Source organism: Rheinheimera marina (assembly GCF_042654345.1).
In the GTDB taxonomy this organism is placed as follows: Bacteria; Pseudomonadota; Gammaproteobacteria; order Enterobacterales; family Alteromonadaceae; genus Pararheinheimera; species Pararheinheimera marina.
In genome coordinates this window covers 23,099-42,564 of sequence record NZ_JBHSGB010000005.1, presented here as the reverse complement: position 1 = coordinate 42,564, position 19,466 = coordinate 23,099, and the positions used below count along the sequence as shown (strand labels likewise).

Sequence of the window (19,466 nt, the reverse complement as noted above, 5' to 3'; positions counted from 1 at the left end):
TCCTTAGTGTTTTTTCAGTTTCTTCGCTAACTTCTGTTCCAGCTGAGCAATCTCTTGCTGGCGTCCGGCGTCCGCACTCAGCCGGTCTGGCCGTGCCGGAGCCTGCTTGGCTGTTTGCAAATGCTCCCATGCTTTTTTGTAGTCATGTTCTTCGGTAAGAAACTCGGCATAAAAGTAATTGGGATCAATGCCTTGTGGGTTTAAGCTTACTGCTTTTTCCAGTAACTGTCTGGCTTTTTTATCGCTGCCAAAGCCAATTGGCCAGCCAGGCACTTTAAAGTACAAGGCACCCAGACTGGTGTAGGCAGAACCTTGCAGCGCATCCGGGTTCAGTTCCAGCGCCTTTTCCAGATCGGCTTTGGATTCTTCGCACAGGCTCAGTGCGCCCAGCCCACCTTTGACACCGGCATAGCTGGATTTAATAATGCCACGCCAAATCAGTGCTTCAGCAGTTTGCGGGTTACTTGCCACCACCTGATCGGCCTGAGCGGCCAACTCGGCGAACGCTTGCTCTTTGGCTTTGTCTGTCAGGCTGTAATTCACTTCAGCCCAGCGGTCCTGCAAAGGTTGAATGTCGCTGAGCACGTCAGCCTGGCTGAAGGCGCTAAAGGCCAATGCAGTCAGCAATACTAATTTTTTCAACATCATCTTGGATTCTCCTGTCATTTATTTAGCGCAAAGTGTTTGATTTGTTTCAGCTTATGCTTAAGACCAAAGTCCAGTATTGCTGGGCACAGGCCATTCAGACGCACCAACAAACGCTCTGGCCAACCGATAAAACGACGTTTACGACCTTGTTGCAGTTGTTGCACAAGTAATTGAGCCACTAATTCAGGGCTGTCGACGCCCTGCTGCATCGCCTGATTCAGCGCGTCAACCGCCGGGGAGTTAATACTGGTGCGGGTAGCCCGCGGCGCCAGGTACAACACCTGCAGATCGCTATCTGCTGTTTCCCGCTGCAGGGCTTCGGTAAAACCCCGCAGGCCAAATTTCGTGGCGCAGTAGCCGGTAAACCCAGGAAAGCCGATAGAACCAAAGGCAGAGCCAATATTCACCACAGCACCACGACGCGCCGTCAGCATAGGCACAAACAACTGACAAAGCTGCATCGGCACCATCAGGTTCACTGCCATCAGTGCAGATAATTGCTGCTCGGCCAGCAGGCCAAACTGCGAAATACCCGCGTTATTAATCAGCACATCAATGCCGCCCTGGCTGCGGACGAATTCATGCAGTTGCTGCTGGCTGGCCGGATCAGTTAAATCTCCGGCGAAAAACACCGCATTACCCGGCAGTTGCTGCGCCAGCGTTTTTAATAAGGCCCGGTCACGCCCGGTCAGAATAAGCCGCGCGCCTTCAGCAGCAAGCCGCTGTGCAATAGCCTGACCTATGCCACCACTGGCACCGGTTAACAATACCGTTTTGCCCTGAAGTTTCATGCCACCTGCTCCAGTGTATTCAGACCATGGGGTTGTTCCAGACTACGGAAAATATCGCCATACAAGCGGTAAAACCCTTTGGCCGCATGCACAATCACCGCCTGATCGGTCGGGTCTGTGATCTTGTCCATCAGGCTTTCAAAGAACTTGATATGGTCTTGGTCCAGGGCCCCATGCGAATTGAGGTAGCTGAATGCCTTACGCGGTAACTGCAGCTTACCCGCGATGGTGCTGGCTGCGCGTTCGGCCAGCGCGATTGAAGTACCTTCCAGTACCAGCACCATGCCAAAAAACGCCAGCGGGCTGATGCGGCGCACCGAATCGTAGGCATAAGCCACCATCATCTCAGTGGCAAAAGCCGGCACACTGTGACGGGCCTGTTCTTTGTCATAACCACAGGCGGCAATATCGTTCAGCACCCATTCCTGGTGGCCAAGCTCCTCCTCGATGTATTCAGCCACCGCTTCACGCAGCCATTCTTTTTGTTCGCTCAGCAGACCTCCCACAGTCATCAATAACGGCACTGTGTGCTTCACATGGTGATAGGCCTGCAGCAAAAACGCCACATAGTGGTCCAGGGTAAAATCACCGGCAAAACAGCGCTGGATCATCGATGCACTTAACAGGTAAGCGCGTTCTTCACTGGTTTGCTCAAGCAGAGAGGGATAAAAGTTCATCACGTACTCCTGAATACAACTGATCAATGTGCTGAGAATACAGCTGTTGGATGGCCTGACGGCGCAACCGACCATTGTCGGTCAGGCTACCTTCAGCCACTGAAAAAGGTTGGCTTAACCGGCTATAACGGGCGATGCGGGCATAGTCCGGCAATTGGGCGTTCACACTGTCGACCACAGCGGCCAACTGCTGGTCACTGACTTCAGGTCGGGCAAACAGCAAGGCAACACAAGCAGGTTGTCCATCGCCCAGCAGGATGGCCTGCATCACGGCCCCTGTGCTGGTCAGTGCGGTCTCCACCCACTCCGGTGAAATGTTGCGGCCAAAGCTGTTAATCAGCAGATTTTTCTTACGGCCCGTGATCAGCAGTTCGCCATTGGGTCCCCAGCTGGCCAGATCGCCGGTCCGCACTTCATCACTGGCACTGCCGGGTTCACCGAGATAACCTAAAAATGGCGTCTGCACTACCAACTCGCCGTCTTCTATCCGCACTTGCCGTCCAGCCAGCGGCAGTCCAACGGACGCGCCAGCTTGCTCAGCCGGGTCCACCGACAATGCCACCACAGAGGCACATTCGCTTAAACCATAGCCCTGATACACAGGTAAACCGGCTTTGGCAGCTGCTTGCAGTAATGCCGGAGACACCACGGCACCGCCGACGGCAATAAATTCCAGACTAGTCGGAGCCTGCCAGCCAGACTGACAGGCCAGCAGCAAAAACTGCAGCAACTCAGGCACCAGGATCAGGCTTTTGGGCTGCACCTGGCTAATCAGTGCCAGCAGTTTTTGCGGTTCAGTTAACCGGCTGCCGCTAAAACCCCGCTCTGCATCTTTGGCCAGCACCACTTCACCACCTTCGAGCAGTGGCGCATAGATACCGGCGATATTTTCCAGCAGCGTAGGTAATGGCAACAGACATAAATGCCGTGGGGTGCCCTGACTGATCTGCTGCACCCGGGCCGCCAGCCAGAGTGCGACATCCAGCTGCTGCTCCGCCGACAAACAGACGCCTTTCGGCTGGCCAGTAGAACCCGAGGTAAAGGTAATTTTTTGCGTACCGGCTGGCACCAAAGCATTGCCATGCATTGGCAGCCGGTACAGCGACAATCCGGCGTACTCTTCCAGCAATTCGCCTGACTGCTGTTCTGGACTATCACTAATCAACAAATCTGGCTGTAACTGAGCGAGCACGGCGTCTCGTTGCGACGAGCTCAGATAAGTCGGCAATGGCACCAGCACGAGATCTGCGGCCAGGCAGGCCAGGTCAAGTAAAGCCCACTGCAAGCCTGAATCTGCTTCCAGCACAATTCGCCTGGCGTCATACCCTAACAACAACTCCTGCCAAATCATTACTTCCTGCAGCAACTCGTTGCTAGACAGGCTATTGCCACCCCATTGGGTTAAACGGGCAGTTGCGGGCAATTGCAGTTTCATCACAGCACCTCCTGCAAATCCGCGACTAAATGATGTAAGTCAGGCCAGTGCTGGTGGATCAGCGCCTGTAATTTGGCGTCCTGTTCCAATCTGTTGGTGACCTGTGCCAGTGACAAGGTGCAAAGCCGTGGACTGGTCTGATAGTAGCTGCCCCATAAGCGGGCCTGATCGCCCAAACAGGCCGGATCGGCAGCGCCTAAATCGGTCAGCTCAATGCCATGACGTTTTAATAACAGCTGCACTTCGCGGGTGGCACTAAACACCAGCCGGGTCAGTCCCAGTTGATGCAGTGACTGCGCCATCAGCACAAAAAGCTGCATCAGTGCCTGCCGGTTCACCGCCAGTAAATGGCCGATTTCAGCAATTTCAGCGCGCCGCACCTCGATACCATGCTGCTGCAGCACCTGTTCTGCAGGCAGCTGCATATAAGCTTCGGTAAAGAGTTTTCCCGACGCAGCAAAACGGATCCCCAGCGCAGCCAGCCAGCCGCCGGCACTGCGCACGCCCAGCAACTGCGGCATAAAGCCTGGAATTAACGCTTGATAATATTCGGCAAACCCCTGCTGAATAAAGGCTTGCAGTGAGTCGCGGGCAGGGTCTGTCACAGCAACCAGTAACAGTTGGTGGGCAGCCGTCTGCGTTAGCTGTATTGGGCTTGGTACGGTCTGCGATAAGGGCAAGCTGCTCATAAGCGACTCCGGTTTATCATACTGGAACCAAGTCTGAGCGATGAAGCTTAAAGCAATCTTAAGAAATGCGAAGAGTGAAAAGAGTTTGAAAAAAATGCAAAAAAAAGGAGCCGCTGGCTCCCTTTTTCCGACATCACAGGCTTAGCCAATGATTTGGTAAGCCGCCAACGCCAGCAGATAGGCCAGCAAGCCATAGCCGATCACCACGCTGGTGACCAGCTTGTTGCGACCGGTTTCTGCCCGTAGCGTTGCCACAGTCGCCACACATTGCAGCGCCACCACGTAGAACAGCAGAATACCGATACCAGCGCCTAAGGCCAGGCCGTCGGCCTGCAGCTGCGACGCTAAATCACCAATATGTTCATCGGCCGCATCAATCCCAAACAAGGTTCCCAGCGCGCCAACAAAGACTTCCCGTGCCAGGAAAGACATCAGAATGGCCACGCCATAACGCCAGTCCAGACCCAGTGGTGCAAAAATTGGGTCAATCCAGTGGCCAATCATGCCGAGGTACGAATCCTGCAAACTACCGTTTTGTGGGAAGTAGCCCAGTACCCAAATCGCTACAGACACAGCAAAAATCACCGGTCCAGCCCGCTTGATAAACTGTTTGCCGCTCTCCACTACCCGGCGCAGCAATGGTTTCCAGTGCGGCAGACGGTAGGACGGCAATTCCAGAATAAACGGCATATCCGTTTGCTTGCCTTCCACCGCTGAGGTACGGGACAACAGCAGGCTAATGCAAAGCGCCGTTAAAATGCCAAACAGGTAGAGCGCAAAAAACACAATGCCCTGCAGACTGACCAGACCGCCCAGGTACTGCACCGGTGGTACAAAGACCGCAATTAACAGTGCATAAACCGGCAGACGGGCTGAACAGGACATCAGCGGGATGGTCAGCATAGTGATCAGGCGTTTACGCGGCGATTCGATGGTGCGCGCCGCCATAATGGCCGGAATAGCACAGGCATGCGCCGACAGGTAAGGCACAAAGCTGCGACCAGAAATACCGAAGAAACTCAAAGGCCGGTGGCAAATCAGTGCAGCACGTGCCAGATAGCCACTGTCCTCCAGAATGCCGATAATAAAGGTCAGCACCATAATTTGCGGCACAAACACCAAAAAGGCACCTAAGCCACCAAAGAGCGCATCACGGATAAAATCCGCCGCCATGCCTTCGCCCACCAGGCTCAGACACCATTCAGCGACCACGCCAATACCCGCTTCCACTCCGTCCATTAAAGGTGCGGCAAAGGTAAAAATGCTTTGGAACAGGAAAAACATCACCAGCAAAAACACCAGACTGCCGGAGGCATGGTGCAGCATAAAACTGTCGATGCGGTTTTGGTTTTTCAGCAGAATATCGGCCTGGGCGCCATAACGGGCCGCCATATCGCGGGCTTTTTGCTGGATCTGTTCCGGCGAGCTGTCGATTTGCACAGCACTGCTAACTGGCTTCTGCCCTGCGGCAATGGCCTGAATGTCCTGCTTAAATTCGGCAATGCCATAAAGCGTACGGGCCGATACGGCATACACCGGGCTACCAAGTTCCTCACTCAGCTTATCCGTATCGATCACATGGCCGATTTTCTGCATTTCGTCATACAGGTTCAGCGCAAACACCACATTTTTATTGTGCTGCCGGGCTAACGCCTGCATGTGCAAAGCAAATACCAGGCTGCTTTGCAACCGGGTGGCGTCCAGGTTACAGACTAATAACGCGGTGTTGTCGTCGGCCATTGCCTGGTTGATTTGGGCAATCGCAATATCTTCATCTTTCGATAAGGTGTGAACTGAATAGGCACCTGGCAGGTCCACCAACTCGTAAGGGCCAAACTTGCCGGTTTTGACATCGACAGTCACACCAGGGAAATTGGCGACCTTCTGCCGCAACCCTGTCAGTTGGTTAAACAGCAGGCTTTTCCCTGAGTTTGGTTTACCTACTAATAAAATTCGTTTCATAAATTAACTGCTTTATCGGAAATTGAAATCAGGCGGCGGGCGCGATCAGAATGCAGCTGGCAATTTGACGCTCCAGCGTAAAGACGGCATCAGCCACAGCGACCACCACAGGGCCACCTAAAAAACCACGTTGCAGACACAAAACCTGCTGTGCTGGTGAAAACCCCATATCATGCAGCCGTAACACCACGTCTTTGCTCAGGCTTTGGTCCAGCCCGCTAATCTCAGCCGTTTTTCCTTTGGGAATGTCCCACACACTTTGCATCAGGCACCTCTGGGATAATACGAAGTATTCTTATTTGGTATGGTATCACTAAAAAACCGCGCAACGACAAGTTTTTCGCCCTGAGAAACTGGTCGGCTGTCGTCTGAAGCAGTGGATCAGCCGATAAGGCTGGTGAAAAGATAATCGTGATGCAGTTGGTAGTGCACAGTAAACTGTTCAGGCACTCCCCATAACCACACCAGATCAGGCGACAAACCTAATGACACAAAACTGGTCGTGGCTTCCACCACAGACGCCGCTTCAAAACCGAAAAATTCTTTGGCGTACGGGTACAGGGCTTTAAACAGGCACTCTTTGGCTGAGAAAATAACGGAACTGGCCTGGGCTGGAGACAAACCTGCCTTGCACAAAAGCTGCTGCTCAGCGGCTGTATGAATTTCATAACCAATCTTCTGTGCCAGTTCCACACTGAAAATTTTCTCCAGGTCCACCCCGAGAAACTTCACCGAAGCAGACTGACTAAGTAAACAACAGACCCTGTCGCCACTGTGGCTAATCGAGCCCCGAATGCCTGCTGGCCATTGCGGGTCCCGCCCTGCGCCTATGGGAATCTGGCTAATCGAAGCGCCAGCTTGCTGCATCGACTTTAGCCCCTGCTGCGCTGCGTATCTGCCGGCAAGGAATTCAGCCTGACGTTTACTATCAGCGGAACGAATGGATGCTGGCATATCAATCTTCATGGCAGTGAACATCGACGGCTGATAACGGTCAGGCACAAAACGGCAAATCACCAGCACCCATTGCCAGTTCAGCCTGAATTCGACCGAGCGGATAAAGGCATGCTCTGAATCCTGTTGCCGGACTATGGATCCCTCACTCCATTGTATTGGCATAGTCCCTCACGTTGCTGGTTCCGGTCCTCCACCAACGCGGCAACTGCAGCCCGCTAAAAGCCTGTCTTGGCTTTTACCAGGGTGCAGCCACTGCGCCGCGGTTCATTACTCTGAATGTTAAGATACATTAAATCCACAACATTCAAACTGTTTTAACCAGCCATCAGCCAATAATTTCTTTGTCTGCCAACCAATTAGCGGATCGCTTTGCCGGAAGATAAGAAAAAACTCCGTAACAGCTCAGACCAATCCGGCTCTTTGCCGTACATGCGAATGCCGAGCTCAAAGATGCGGGCGGCAGCAGCTCGGGCCCAGTACAAAAAGGCCAGCAGCACCAGCAAAGCTCCAAGCCACTCCCACCAGGCCACGCTGGTGGACGCCAGCCGCATCGGCATAGCGGCATAGCTGGTTAAGGGAAACCAGCTTAAAAACTGCATCAGTGCGCCTTCAGTGTTGTCCATCGCACTGAACACCAGAAAGAGTGGCAGGCTGGGCAAAAACATCACCACAGAACGGCTGGAGTGATTGGGATCATCAATAGTGGCGGCAAAACCGGCCATAAAGCTGTTGATCAGTAAAAGCCCCAGCGCCACAAACACCAACGTCAGCACAATGGGCAGTGGCTGCAATGGTAAGGCAAACAGATCCTTGCCTGACATCATGCGAATCGCCTGCATCACCACAAAAGCGAACAAGCCTGTGGTTAACATGGTCTTCAGACAAAACAGCGAGATGCCAAGAATTTTTCCGTCGATCCACTGCGACGGCGTGATCAGGGTTAACAGTTGTTCGGTCACCCGTTGCTGTTTTTCACTGGTAATGGCGGTGAACATAAAACCAAAACCAGAAAACACGCCAACCGACAATAGGATTAAAATGCCGCCGCCCAGCAGCTTTTGCTGTTTACTCTCTTCCCGGTTGTCTTGTTGCAGAAACTCAAATTCAGCTTTGGGTAAACGCTGTACCACAGCTTTTTGCGCAGGATCCAGCGGCAAGCCAGCGATCAGCTGCTGTTGCAGCCAACGTTGCAGCTCTGGTGTCAGCTTGTCTTGCCAGCTGGCGCTTTTTTGCGCCACCAGCTTTAGCTCTGCACCGTCCACCAACACCAGTAAATCCCAAACTTCACCCAATCCGGCACGGGCATTGTCCGTTGCATCAGGCCGAATTTGGCTAATGGCATAACCCGGCACTTTCGGCGCGGCCAGCTCAGACACCAGCGCTACTTTGTAATCCTGATCAACCCAGCCTTTGATGGCAGGCCAGACCGACATAATGCCAACGGTCAGCAGCATCAGACCGACGCTGACAAGCTCTTGTTTCCATTTAAAATAACGTTGAAATTCAAATACGGCGACTGTCCAGCGGGTCATGCGGCGGCTCCTTTGCTGTTGCCCTGGGCGGAAGATTGCAATAACACGTCATGCTGGCCGACGGCGGCCAGATACAGCTGATGCAGGCCGGGTTCTATCCGGCTGAAATCACTCAGCTCTGCTACAGCAGTGAGTTGTTGCAATAACTGACTGACGCTGGCGTCGGGCGCCAGGCAAATTTTAAACTCAGTGGCGGTCATCTGTTCCACCTCGCTGACACTGCCAAGCGCCTGCAGCTCTGAGCAATGCAGCTGCTGCGCCAGCCCAACAGCGAACCATTTTTCCGGTGCCAGTTGCTGGCGAATTTCCGCCAGACTGCCCTGCGCCACCTGCTGGCCTTTATTCAGCAGTAACATCTTGTCGGCCAGGCGTTCAACCAAGGCCATCTGATGAGCACTCAGCAGCACTGTGGTGCCTTCAGTACGCAGTTCATTCAGGATCACCAGCACTTTTTCCTGATTGACCGGGTCCAGTCCGGAAAACGGCTCGTCCAGGATCAGCAACGCTGGTTTATGCAGCACACAACTGATCAACTGCACCTTTTGCTGATTGCCTTTGGACAGTTTCGACAGGTTGTCATCCAGTTTGTCGAGTAAATCCAGCCGGCGGCACCACTGCTCGATTTGCCCCACCAGCGCAGTTTTATCAATACCACGAAGCTGGCCTATGTAACTCAGGTTTTGCCGCACCGTTCTGTCCGGGTAAAGGCCTCTGTCTTCTGGCAGGTAGCCATAGCTGCGCTGCGGCAGCTGCGACAGTGGCTGGTCCTGTTGGCGCAACAGGATCTCGCCATCGTCTGGCCGGGTCAGTCCCACCAGCATACGGATTAACGACGACTTACCGGCGCCATTGGGCCCAAGCAGCGCAAAGATTTGCCCTGGCTCTATGGTAAAACTGATTGCCTGCACTGCGGCAACCTCGCCATAGCTTTTACTGATCTGCCTGGCTTCGATATGTAACATAAATGATCCTTTTCCTTTATTTTCCAAAACTTAACATCTGTTCAACATTAGCATGCCACTGTTTTTTGTTGCAATGCCCGCTCTGACCTCTGAGAAAGCACAGCCATGCAAATGCAAACTGTTTGCATTTGTATTTTGCCACGGATAAAATCGTGCCGCTCCGGCGCCGGAGAACCAGGTTTGTAAACATAAGTTGTAAACAAAAAAACATATCTGCATTCACACAAACTTCACACAAGGATTTTGTTCGATGGCTTTTATCAAAGCAAAAAAACACTCGCAGGTCACTCAATTCAACAGTACCCTGCTGGCTTCGGCTCTGGCGTTGGCTATTCCTGCAGTGGCGCAGGCTCAACAAACACAAACCGAACTGGATGCAGTCGTGGTTAGTGCAGACGAAGTCGAAGCACAATACAAAGCAGACACCGTTAGTTCCACCAAACAAACGCAGCCGCTGGTGAACACCCCACAAACCATAGTGGTGGTAAAAAAGGAACTGATCCAGCAGCAAGCCGCCACCACTCTGTCTGATGCGTTACGTAATACTCCGGGTATTACCATGCTGATGGGTGAAAACGGCAACACCGCCACAGGCGACTCTATTTTTATGCGTGGTTTTGATACCCAGGGCAGCATTTTCGTCGATGGCATCCGTGACTTAGGCACCATCAGCCGCGACACCTTTAATACTGAACAGGTCGAAATCGCCAAAGGCCCGGCCGGTGCTGACAATGGCCGTGGCTCGTCCTCTGGTTACATTAACCTGGCCAGCAAAATGGCGACGCTGGAAGACGCTTCTGTCGCTAACCTGACCGCAGGTTCTGGCTCTTACAAGCGCGGCACCATAGATATGAACCGCCAGATTGGTGACACCTCAGCGCTGCGTATTAACCTGCTGGCACAGGATTCTGACGTGGCTGGCCGTGATGTGGTCGAAGACAACAGATACGGTTTTGCCAGCTCGCTGGCGTTGGGCCTTGGCACCTCGACCCGCACTTACCTGAACCTGTTCCATATGTCGCAGGACAATATTCCGGACGGCGGTATTCCAACTGTCGGCCTGGAAGGCTTCTACAACGCCGCCTTTGACGCTGACCCAAGCACCAACTACCCCAATGGTGGCCCAAATGCAGGCAAAATCATTGCACCGGTCGACACCAGCAACTTTTATGGTTCGACCAACGACAAAGATGACGTCAAAGCCACTATGGCCACGGTCAAGGTTGAGCATGACCTGAACGACAACACAGTGCTGCGTAACACCTCTCGTTTTGGTCAGTCGGATCAGGATTACCTGCTGACCGGCGTCAACGCAATCACCACCACCACTGGATCTGGCGCAGCGGCTGTAGCTATTGCCGATCCGAATAACTGGACCATTTCACGGTCACGTCAGGGTAAAGATCAACGCAACCGAATTCTGACCAACCAGACTCAGCTGAACACCAGCGTGCAAACCGGCGCCATCCGTCATGACATCAGCTCAGGCCTGGAGTTTATTTACGAGAGCCAGCGCAACTTCACGCTGGCGTTGCCGACGGGCACCACGCAAGGTGCAGCGAACCTGTACAACCCAAGCACCAGCGACACTTTTGTCGATCCGGTCCGCACCGGCGCCAGCACAGAAGGCAGTACCATGACATCCGCACTGTACGTGCTGGACACGCTGCACCTGAACGAGCAATGGCAACTGAACTTAAGCGGCCGCTTCGAGCACTACAGCACAGAGACCGATCTGGTCACAGTACAGGGCACCAGCACGCCACAGACCATCCCTATTGGTACTTTATTGGGTAGCACTTTAAAAGCGTCTGACAACCTGGCCAGCTACAAAGTGGGCGCTTTGTACAAACCAGCCAGCAACGGCAGCCTGTATTTGTCGTATGCCACCACCCAGTTACCACCGGGCGGCGCAAACTTTGCATTAAGTGCCACAGCCAACAATATCAACAACGCCAATGTGGACCCACAAAAAGGCTCCAACCTGGAGCTGGGCACCAAGTGGGATTTACTGGACAACAAACTGGCCGTCACCGCTGCAGTATTTGAAAGCACCAATGAAAACGAAATTGCCACAGACCCGACAGGCGCCGCCACCCAAGTGGGTGAACGTCAGGTCCGTGGTGTCGAACTGGGCTTAGTCGGTGCTATTACGTCCGCCTGGCAAATCAGCGCCGGTGCCGCTTACCTGGACAGCGAAATTACCCGTGGTAACCAGTCAGGCACCAACCCGACAGACGGAGGGGTGATCCAGTGGACACCTGAGCTGACCCTGACGGTATGGAACAGCTACAGCTTCGGCAATGGCCTGGTGTTGGGTGGTGGCGTCCGTTATGTCGATACGGTCTCCCGTTCCAGCAGCACCACACTGAACCTGGCGAAAACTTCGGTGCCAGCAGTACCGGATTATTGGGTGGTGGACGCCATGGCGTCTTACCCAATTACGCCAACTGTGGATATCCAGCTGAACGTTTATAACCTGTTGGATGAAGAGTATATGTCTTCACTGAACAATGGCGGCTCGCGTTACTTTATGGGCACGCCACGCTCGGCACGTCTGGGTGTGAATGTGAAGTTCTGATCGACAATGGGCGTAGGGGCGGGTTTTAACCCGCCCGTGACCCCAAACAACTATCACCGGCTGGTACCGGTATGGCAGCGGGCGGGGTTTACCCCGCCCATTTCGCCACAACAACGAGTTGGTTTTTATGTTACTGCATATACCTGAAGTACTAAGCAAAGCCCAGGTGGCGCAGTTCCGGCAGCAGCTGGCTGCCGTGAACTGGACAGACGGCCGTGAAACCGTCGGGCCCCAAGGCGCCTTAGTGAAAAACAACAAACAGTTGCCGGTCGACTCATCGCTTGGCCGTGAACTGGGCGCCATTATTCTGCAGGCGCTTTATCAACACCCCTTGTTTATGGCGGCGGCTATTCCGCTGCGCTCCGTACCGCCACTATTTAACAGCTATCAGGGCGGCGAACATTATGGCTTGCATGTCGACGGCGCCATTCGCGGCGTACCGGGCTCCAGCCTGAGCCTGCGCACCGACTTGTCCTCTACCCTGTTTTTATCCGAGCCGGATGACTACGAAGGCGGCGAGCTGCAAATTCAGGACACCTTCGGTTTGCATGAAGTCAAACTACCGGCTGGCGATCTCATTCTGTACCCGTCCAGCAGCCTGCACCAGGTACTGCCCGTCACCAGTGGCGAACGGGTCTGTAGTTTTTTCTGGACTCAGAGCATGGTGCGCTCCGCCGAACAGCGCCAAATGCTGTTTGAGCTGGACCAAAACATTCAGTCACTGCGCCAGCAGTTTGGTGAGACGACACAAAGTGTTGCCCTCACCTCGCATTACCATAATTTAGTCAGAATGTGGGCCGAACTGTGAAACGGCCACTTCTGCTATCAGCTTTGGTGCTTGTGGTGCATCTGGCCGGTATTACGGCGGCGGTCAGCTTTAGCTCAGCACCGGTACCCGCACCTGTGGCCAAAGCCATTGAAGGCGTGATTATTCCGGTACCGACCCCGCCGGCGCCCCCGGCTATTGAACCACCTAAGCCTAAACCGCCAATTCCGGAGAAAAAACCAGAGCCGCCCAAACCCAAAGCAGCCAAACCCAAGCCGGTAAAAGCAAAACCTAAGCCAGCGCCTAAACCAGTGCCGGTAGCCGCCGCCTCAGAGCGCGCTGTCAGTGCGCCAGAGCCAAGCGAAAGCAAGCCAGACCCAACACCGGCCCCCACTGCACCGGTAAAAGCCGCAGAGCCAGAGCCCAGCAGCACACCGCCTGTGGCCTCAGCCAATAAAGCGGTCAACAAAGCGCCGGTTTACCCCAAACTGTCCCGCCAGCTGAAAGAGCAAGGCACAGTGGTGCTGGACGTGCTGGTGCTGAAAAGCGGCAAAGTCGGTCAGCTGAAAGTAAAAACCAGTTCTGGTTACCCACGGCTGGATCAGGCCGCCATCAATGCGGTACGGCAGTGGACCTACACGCCAGCCAAAGAGCTGGGCCAGGCGGTGGATTTATGGTTTGCCCAACCCGTGGTGTTTCAGTTAAATCCGGCGCCCGGCGGAAAATGATGATCGGTCAGAACAATTTTAAACATCGAGAGAACAGTAGCAATGAATGACGTGTTAGCAGGAACAGCCATGATGCAAGAAAACCCCTACGGCATTGCCGCGCTTTGGGCGCAAGGCGATTTTGTCATTAAAACAGTGGCGCTGTTGTTGCTGTTGATGTCGGTCGCCAGCTGGACAGTGATAGTGCTGCGTGCGCTCAACTTATGGCGACTGAAAAAAGTGGCGGCGGCCAGTCGCGACTTCTGGCACGCCCAAAGTTTTACCGAAGGCCTGCGTATTTTAAGCTCAGCCTCTGAGCAAGGCGGCCCGGCCAACCCGTTCCGCTACGTCGCAGACGAAGGCCAGGCCGCACTGGACCACCACCAAAGCCATCAGCAGGACTTACACGGCCATTTGCCACTCGCCGACTGGCTGACCAGCTGCCTGCGCGGTGCTATTGATGAAAGCGCCCAGCAGATGCAAAAAGGCCTGGCCATTCTGGCCTCAGTAGGCTCAACCTCCCCTTTCCTTGGATTGTTTGGCACCGTCTGGGGGATTTACCATGCTTTAGTCGGTATCGGTGCCTCAGGCCAGGCCAGCATTGATAAAGTGGCAGGCCCGGTGGGCGAAGCATTGATCATGACGGCTTTTGGCCTGGCTGTGGCTATCCCTGCCGTATTGGGTTACAACGCGCTGCAACGCGGTAACAAAGATGTGTTGGCCAAACTGAACCGTTTTGCCCACCAGTTGCATGCCTACTTTTTAACAGGCGCCGCGCCGAAAAGCGCGATGGTGGTGCCACTGAAGGAGGCGAAATAAATGGCCTTTGGCGGCGGATTTGACAACGACGACGAGGTAATGAGCGAAATCAATATGACGCCTTTAGTGGACGTGATGCTGGTGCTGCTGATCATCTTTATTATTACAGTGCCGGTGATCACCCACAGCGTTAAGGTGGATTTACCCCGCGTCAGCAACGAGCAGAACCAGACCAAACCCAGCACTGTCACCTTAACAGTGAAAGCCGATGGCAGTGTGTACTGGAACAACGACGCCATCAGCCACGAAGCGCTGCCGGTCAAACTGGCAGAACAGGCCGCACTGCCACAACAACCGGAAATTCATATCCGCGGCGACAAAGCCACGCCTTATGAGCAGGTGTTAACTGTGATGGCCGCCGTGCAGCAAGCAGGTTTACTCAAATTGGGTTTTATCAGCGAACCTGCGTCCTAGCAGCCCCACCTGTTTAAACGTAGAGGCGGGGTTTACCCCGCCTTTTTCTCCCCGGCTTTACTTCAGTCCGCGCCAAAATTTAATCAACCATTTACAACAAAATTACAGCTGACAAAAGGCGCAGGATAGGCGAGCATGGTTTCTTGAAGGAACAAGCAAATCCAGCGCAGCTGAACTAACAACAAGGTCGTCCCGATGAACGTAAAACTGGCATTTCATTACCTGAGTTACCTGCAATACCCGCTGATGCTCGCAGCGCTGTACTTTGCCTTTAGCCCTTACCTGGCGGGTTTTACTGCACTGAAAGCCAACCCCTCGCTGATTTTTACCAGTCTGAATACAGCGCTGATTTTTATGGGGTTGGGCATCAGTTTCAGCTCACTGCAGGACACCAGCAAAATGCAGAACAAATTCTCGCAGAATATCTGGCAGAACCCGGCCAAAGGTAAACTGGTGATCGGCCTGATGTGCGTGATGATCCTGCTGTTTTTATTGATGGGTTTAGCCGGTTATTTCTTTAGCAACCAGGGCATTTTGAAAGACTTATCTGTCGGCACCATAGTACTGGCGCTTGGCATGTTCGGTTTTTTAAAAGGTGCACTGGAGATTTTTGAACAGCACCGGCTGGATAAAAACAGCCTGTAGGCGATAGCTTTTCTTTCTGCCACAGCAATGATTGTTACGATATGAAACGCAGCTCTTCGCCTCCCATTTTAATTGGTTTTATGGACGGCTTAGAGCGAATTACTGACGTTAACGCTTCAATAACCGGCGCTGCTTGCTGCGTCCGGCGCCGAAAGCGCGAAGTTGATTGACTTGTTAGAAGTTATATAGCTCAATTTTCTCGAAGCAATTTTCCTCATTAATAAAACCAAAAGTTACGTTAATTCTACCATCCACTTCAGCCAATATTTCTTTCACCCTATCAATGGTTCTCATTGAAGGGCCATCACGGTCCAAATTTCGCAATACAAAAACAACATTTACTCGCTCTGTAAACATCCCTTTTTTAGTGGCAGCCTAAATTAGAGTTTTCCGCCTCAGCAGCTTTGGGATTGTTAGGCTTTCAGCGCGCCACAGCGCAGGCGGTGGAACGGATGGGCCAGCTGGCACAGGTGCAGTGTGATAAGGGGGTTTTGGTTTGTGAGAATGAGCGATTGAAGGTTGCTTCTGAATGACCCAAGAGCTTGGGCTTTTCAGCTTCGCGTTAATGTCCCGACTAATATTGGCATAAAAACAACCAAGCCCCTCATTACGGGGCTTGGTTAAGTATCGCAACGATTTAATCAGCTAACCTTTTATCATTCCGATGCAGCCAGTGGTATAACGCCGGCAGTACTACTAATGTCAGCAAGGTAGCCGAGATAATACCGCCAATCACGACGGTGGCCAGTGGACGCTGTACTTCCGCCCCGGTACCGGTATTGAGTGCCATTGGCACAAACCCCAGGCTGGCGACCAGTGCGGTCATTAATACCGGGCGTAACCGGATCAATGCCCCTTCTACCACGGCATACAGCAAATCGCCTTTTTCCTGCCATAGCTGGCGCATAAACGATACCATCACCAGACCGTTCAATACCGCGACACCAGACAAGGCAATAAAGCCGACGCCTGCCGAAATAGACAACGGCATATCTCGCAACCACAGCGCCAGTACACCACCAGTCAGCGCCAGAGGTACGCCGCTAAAGATAATTAACGCATCTTTTAGCGAGTTAAATGCCATCACCAGTAAGGCAATAATCAGCAGCAGAGTTATTGGTACTACAATAGCCAGCCGCTTGCTGGCCGATTCCAACTGCTCAAAAGTACCGCCATAGTCCAGCCAGTAACCGGCTGGCAGGGTGACATCGGTACTCAGCCGTTGTTTCAGCTCGGCAACAAAGCTACCCAGGTCTCGCTCGCGCACATTGGCTGATACCACAATACGGCGCTTACCGTTTTCCCGGCTGATTTGTGCCGGTGCCGGTTGAATATCCAGCGTGGCAATTTCATTCAGTGCTACATAGCCCCCATCCGGTGTTGGAATAGGTAACCATGACAGGTTATCAATATCACTACGGATTTGCTCAGGTAAACGTACTATTAGTTGAAACCGTCGGTCACCTTCATAGATTAGCCCAGCCTCTTCGCCGCCAATCGACATAGCGATGAGATCCTGAAACTGGCTGACCGTGAGACCATAACGGGATAGCTCAGTTAGCTTTGGTGTTACCGACAGTACAGGTAAACCGGACACCTGTTCGGTTCTCACATCTGCAGCGCCGGCAATACTGTTGGCAACCTGCTCAATGCTGTTCGCGACGCTTAACAGCACATCCAGATCATCACCAAAAACTTTAATACCAACATCTGAACGAACTCCCGAAATAAGCTCGTTAAAGCGCATCTGAATCGGCTGGGTAAACTCGTAGTTATTACCGGGCAGTTGCTCCAGCGCCTTTTCCATTTCAGCAACAAGCGCTGCTTTGGTTTTACTCGGGTCCGGCCATTCACTGCGCGGTTTTAAAATAACAAAGTTGTCCGCAACGTTCGGCGGCATCGGATCGGTTGCTACCTCCGGCGTACCAATCTTGGCAAAAACCTTATCCACTTCCGGAAATTGTTTAATCCGTTGTTCCAGTACTTCTTGCATATCAACAGATTGTTCCAGCCCGGTACCGGTGACCCGCATCGCATGCAGTGCAATGTCCCCTTCATCCAGTTGCGGGATAAACTCAGACCCCATCGTAGTGGCAAGCCATAAACAAAACGCCACCAGCATCGTTGCCAGACCAGCGACCAGCACACGCAGCCTGATTACGGCATGCAACACCGGACGATACAGTGATTTTGCGGCCACAATAACCCGACTTTCCTGTTCGTTGATTTTACCGCCCATAAACACGGCAACGGCAGCAGGAACAATAGTCAGTGACAGCACCATCGCGGCCAATAACGCCATCACTACCGTTGCTGCCATTGGGTGAAACATTTTGCCTTCAACACCGGTCAGGGCAAAAATCGGGATATAGACGACCGTGATAATCGCTACCCCAAACAAACTGGGTTTAATCACTTCGGTCGTTGCGGCAAACACCACGTTTAAACGTTCGCGCAGTGCCAGCAAGCCCCCGCTCTGATGTTGGGCCATTCCTAAACGCCGGATACAGTTTTCCACAATAATCACCGCACCATCGACAATCAGACCAAAGTCCAGAGCACCTAAGCTCATCAGGTTTGCTGACACGCCTTGTTGCACCATACCGGTAATGGTGGCCAGCATTGCCAGCGGGATTACTGCAGCGGTGATCAGTGCCGCACGGATATTTCCCAGCAGCACAAACAGCACCACAATCACCAGTAATGCCCCTTCCAGCAGGTTTTTTTGCACTGTGACAATAGTTTTATCTACCAGCGTAGTACGGTCGTATACTGCTTCAACGACCACGCCTTCCGGTAAGGAGGCCTTTACCTCCTCCAGCTTTTTAGCAGCATCACGGGCAACGGTCCGCGAGTTTTCACCCAGCAACATCATTACCGTACCCATGACGGTTTCGTGACCGTCACGGGTGGCGGCACCGGTACGTAACTCTTTGCCCAGCCCGACTTCTGCCACATCTTTTATCCGGATAGGTACTGAGCCATTCAGCGCAACCACCACATTTTCAATACTGCTGATAGAACTCAGCTGGCTGGGCGAGCGCACCAGCAATTGCTGACCATTACGCTCAATATAACCTGCGCCACGGTTAGCATTATTGCTCAGCAGCGCCTCTGACAATTGCGGCAACGTCACACCCATGGCCAGCATTTTTGCCGGATCAGGCATCACATGGTACTGTTTGTCATAACCACCGATGGTATTAACCTCAACCACACCCGGCACTTGTGCCAGTTGCGGCTTGATAATCCAGTCCTGCACTTCCCTTAAATACATAGCATCAAGAGGTTTGCCATTTGCATCGGTAGCGCCGGGTTTAACATCAACGGTATAAACAAATATCTCACCCAGGCCAGTCGCAATGGGTCCCATTTGCGGTTCAAGCCCGGCAGGCAGCGCATTCTTGATACTGCCAAGTCGCTCATTAAGCAGGTTACGGGCAAAATAAATATCGGTGCCCTCTTCAAACACCACCGTTACCTGCGACAAACCATAACGTGACAACGAACGGGTATATTTTAGTTTTGGCAAGCCATAAAGCGCTGTTTCCACCACGAAGGTAATCCGTTGTTCGGCTTCCAGTGGGGAATAACCAGGCGCTTCAGTGTTAATTTGTACCTGTACGTTGGTAATGTCAGGTACTGCATCGATAGGTAATCGCTGGTAACTCAACAACCCGGCACCAATCAGTAATAAGATCAGGCCCAGCATCAGATACCGTCGCTCAATAGAGAAACGAACGATAGCTTCAATCATGTTTATCTCCTTTTAACCTGCCCGGGCAAGCAAAGGTTACGCAAGGCAAAAACTGGCGAAGCAGCGCAGTTTACATACCGTAAATGAGCATGCTGAACGGGTTTTAATGCCGCAGAACCAAAGC

Annotated in this window: 17 protein-coding genes; 6 read left to right on the top strand and 11 right to left on the bottom strand. The window is 52.9% G+C overall.

What is annotated here, in order from left to right:
• Nucleotides 1-3 precede the first annotated feature (3 nt).
• The 10 genes from ACFO3I_RS04265 to ACFO3I_RS04220 all read right to left on the bottom strand — a co-directional run bounded on the left by ACFO3I_RS04265 (nt 4) and on the right by ACFO3I_RS04220 (nt 9,653).
• Nucleotides 4-648 (bottom strand): tetratricopeptide repeat protein, encoded by a 645-nt coding sequence (locus ACFO3I_RS04265; RefSeq protein WP_377332037.1) that lies wholly within the window; start codon nt 646-648, stop codon nt 4-6.
• A 14-nt stretch (nt 649-662) separates the two neighbouring features.
• The gene (locus tag ACFO3I_RS04260; protein ID WP_377332035.1) at nt 663-1,439 is read right to left on the bottom strand and encodes an SDR family oxidoreductase; all 777 of its coding nucleotides are present in this window, start codon (nt 1,437-1,439) and stop codon (nt 663-665) included.
• Nucleotides 1,436-2,116: a TenA family transcriptional regulator gene (locus tag ACFO3I_RS04255; protein ID WP_377332033.1), complete on the bottom strand. Its 681-nt coding sequence runs from the start codon at nt 2,114-2,116 to the stop codon at nt 1,436-1,438. The genes ACFO3I_RS04260 and ACFO3I_RS04255 overlap by 4 nt, the downstream gene beginning before the upstream one ends.
• On the bottom strand, nt 2,091-3,551 hold the full coding sequence (locus ACFO3I_RS04250) for an AMP-binding protein (protein WP_377332031.1): 1,461 nt from the start codon (nt 3,549-3,551) through the stop codon (nt 2,091-2,093). The genes ACFO3I_RS04255 and ACFO3I_RS04250 overlap by 26 nt, the downstream gene beginning before the upstream one ends.
• Nucleotides 3,551-4,240: a thermostable hemolysin gene (locus ACFO3I_RS04245; RefSeq protein WP_377332029.1), complete on the bottom strand. Its 690-nt coding sequence runs from the start codon at nt 4,238-4,240 to the stop codon at nt 3,551-3,553. The genes ACFO3I_RS04250 and ACFO3I_RS04245 overlap by 1 nt, the downstream gene beginning before the upstream one ends.
• A 141-nt stretch (nt 4,241-4,381) precedes the next feature.
• Nucleotides 4,382-6,202 carry a ferrous iron transporter B gene (gene feoB / locus ACFO3I_RS04240; protein ID WP_377332028.1) on the bottom strand — a complete coding sequence of 607 codons (1,821 nt, stop codon included), beginning with the start codon at nt 6,200-6,202 and terminating at the stop codon, nt 4,382-4,384.
• 28 nt (nt 6,203-6,230) lie between these two features.
• Entirely contained in the window at nt 6,231-6,467 is a 237-nt protein-coding gene (locus ACFO3I_RS04235; protein ID WP_377332026.1) for a FeoA family protein, read from the bottom strand.
• Nucleotides 6,468-6,583: 116 nt separating this feature from the next.
• Nucleotides 6,584-7,321: a 4'-phosphopantetheinyl transferase family protein gene (locus ACFO3I_RS04230; RefSeq protein ID WP_377332024.1), complete on the bottom strand. Its 738-nt coding sequence runs from the start codon at nt 7,319-7,321 to the stop codon at nt 6,584-6,586.
• A gap of 194 nt (nt 7,322-7,515) precedes the next feature.
• Nucleotides 7,516-8,691, bottom strand: a complete 1,176-nt coding sequence (locus ACFO3I_RS04225; RefSeq protein WP_377332022.1) for an ABC transporter permease — start codon at nt 8,689-8,691, stop codon at nt 7,516-7,518.
• A complete protein-coding gene (locus ACFO3I_RS04220; protein WP_377332020.1) occupies nt 8,688-9,653 on the bottom strand; it encodes an ABC transporter ATP-binding protein in 966 nt (321 codons plus the stop codon). Before ACFO3I_RS04220 ends, ACFO3I_RS04225 begins: the two co-directional genes overlap by 4 nt.
• 250 nt (nt 9,654-9,903) lie before the next feature.
• On the opposite strand from ACFO3I_RS04220, the gene ACFO3I_RS04215 reads away from it, so the two are divergent.
• The 6 genes from ACFO3I_RS04215 to ACFO3I_RS04190 all read left to right on the top strand — a co-directional run bounded on the left by ACFO3I_RS04215 (nt 9,904) and on the right by ACFO3I_RS04190 (nt 15,585).
• Nucleotides 9,904-12,234: a catecholate siderophore receptor Fiu gene (locus tag ACFO3I_RS04215; RefSeq protein WP_377332018.1), complete on the top strand. Its 2,331-nt coding sequence runs from the start codon at nt 9,904-9,906 to the stop codon at nt 12,232-12,234.
• 127 nt (nt 12,235-12,361) lie between these two features.
• Nucleotides 12,362-13,042 (top strand): Fe2+-dependent dioxygenase, encoded by a 681-nt coding sequence (locus ACFO3I_RS04210; protein ID WP_377332016.1) that lies wholly within the window; start codon nt 12,362-12,364, stop codon nt 13,040-13,042.
• The gene (locus ACFO3I_RS04205; protein WP_377332014.1) at nt 13,039-13,728 is read left to right on the top strand and encodes an energy transducer TonB; all 690 of its coding nucleotides are present in this window, start codon (nt 13,039-13,041) and stop codon (nt 13,726-13,728) included. The genes ACFO3I_RS04210 and ACFO3I_RS04205 overlap by 4 nt, the downstream gene beginning before the upstream one ends.
• Nucleotides 13,729-13,797: 69 nt before the next feature.
• A complete protein-coding gene (locus ACFO3I_RS04200) occupies nt 13,798-14,526 on the top strand; it encodes a MotA/TolQ/ExbB proton channel family protein (protein WP_377332012.1) in 729 nt (242 codons plus the stop codon).
• Nucleotides 14,527-14,940: an ExbD/TolR family protein gene (locus ACFO3I_RS04195; protein WP_377332011.1), complete on the top strand. Its 414-nt coding sequence runs from the start codon at nt 14,527-14,529 to the stop codon at nt 14,938-14,940.
• Nucleotides 14,941-15,135: 195 nt separating this feature from the next.
• Nucleotides 15,136-15,585: a hypothetical protein gene (locus ACFO3I_RS04190; RefSeq protein WP_377332009.1), complete on the top strand. Its 450-nt coding sequence runs from the start codon at nt 15,136-15,138 to the stop codon at nt 15,583-15,585.
• Nucleotides 15,586-16,222: 637 nt separating this feature from the next.
• Here the strand turns inward: ACFO3I_RS04190 and ACFO3I_RS04185 are convergent.
• Entirely contained in the window at nt 16,223-19,342 is a 3,120-nt protein-coding gene (locus tag ACFO3I_RS04185; protein ID WP_377332007.1) for an efflux RND transporter permease subunit, read from the bottom strand.
• Nucleotides 19,343-19,466 lie beyond the last annotated feature (124 nt).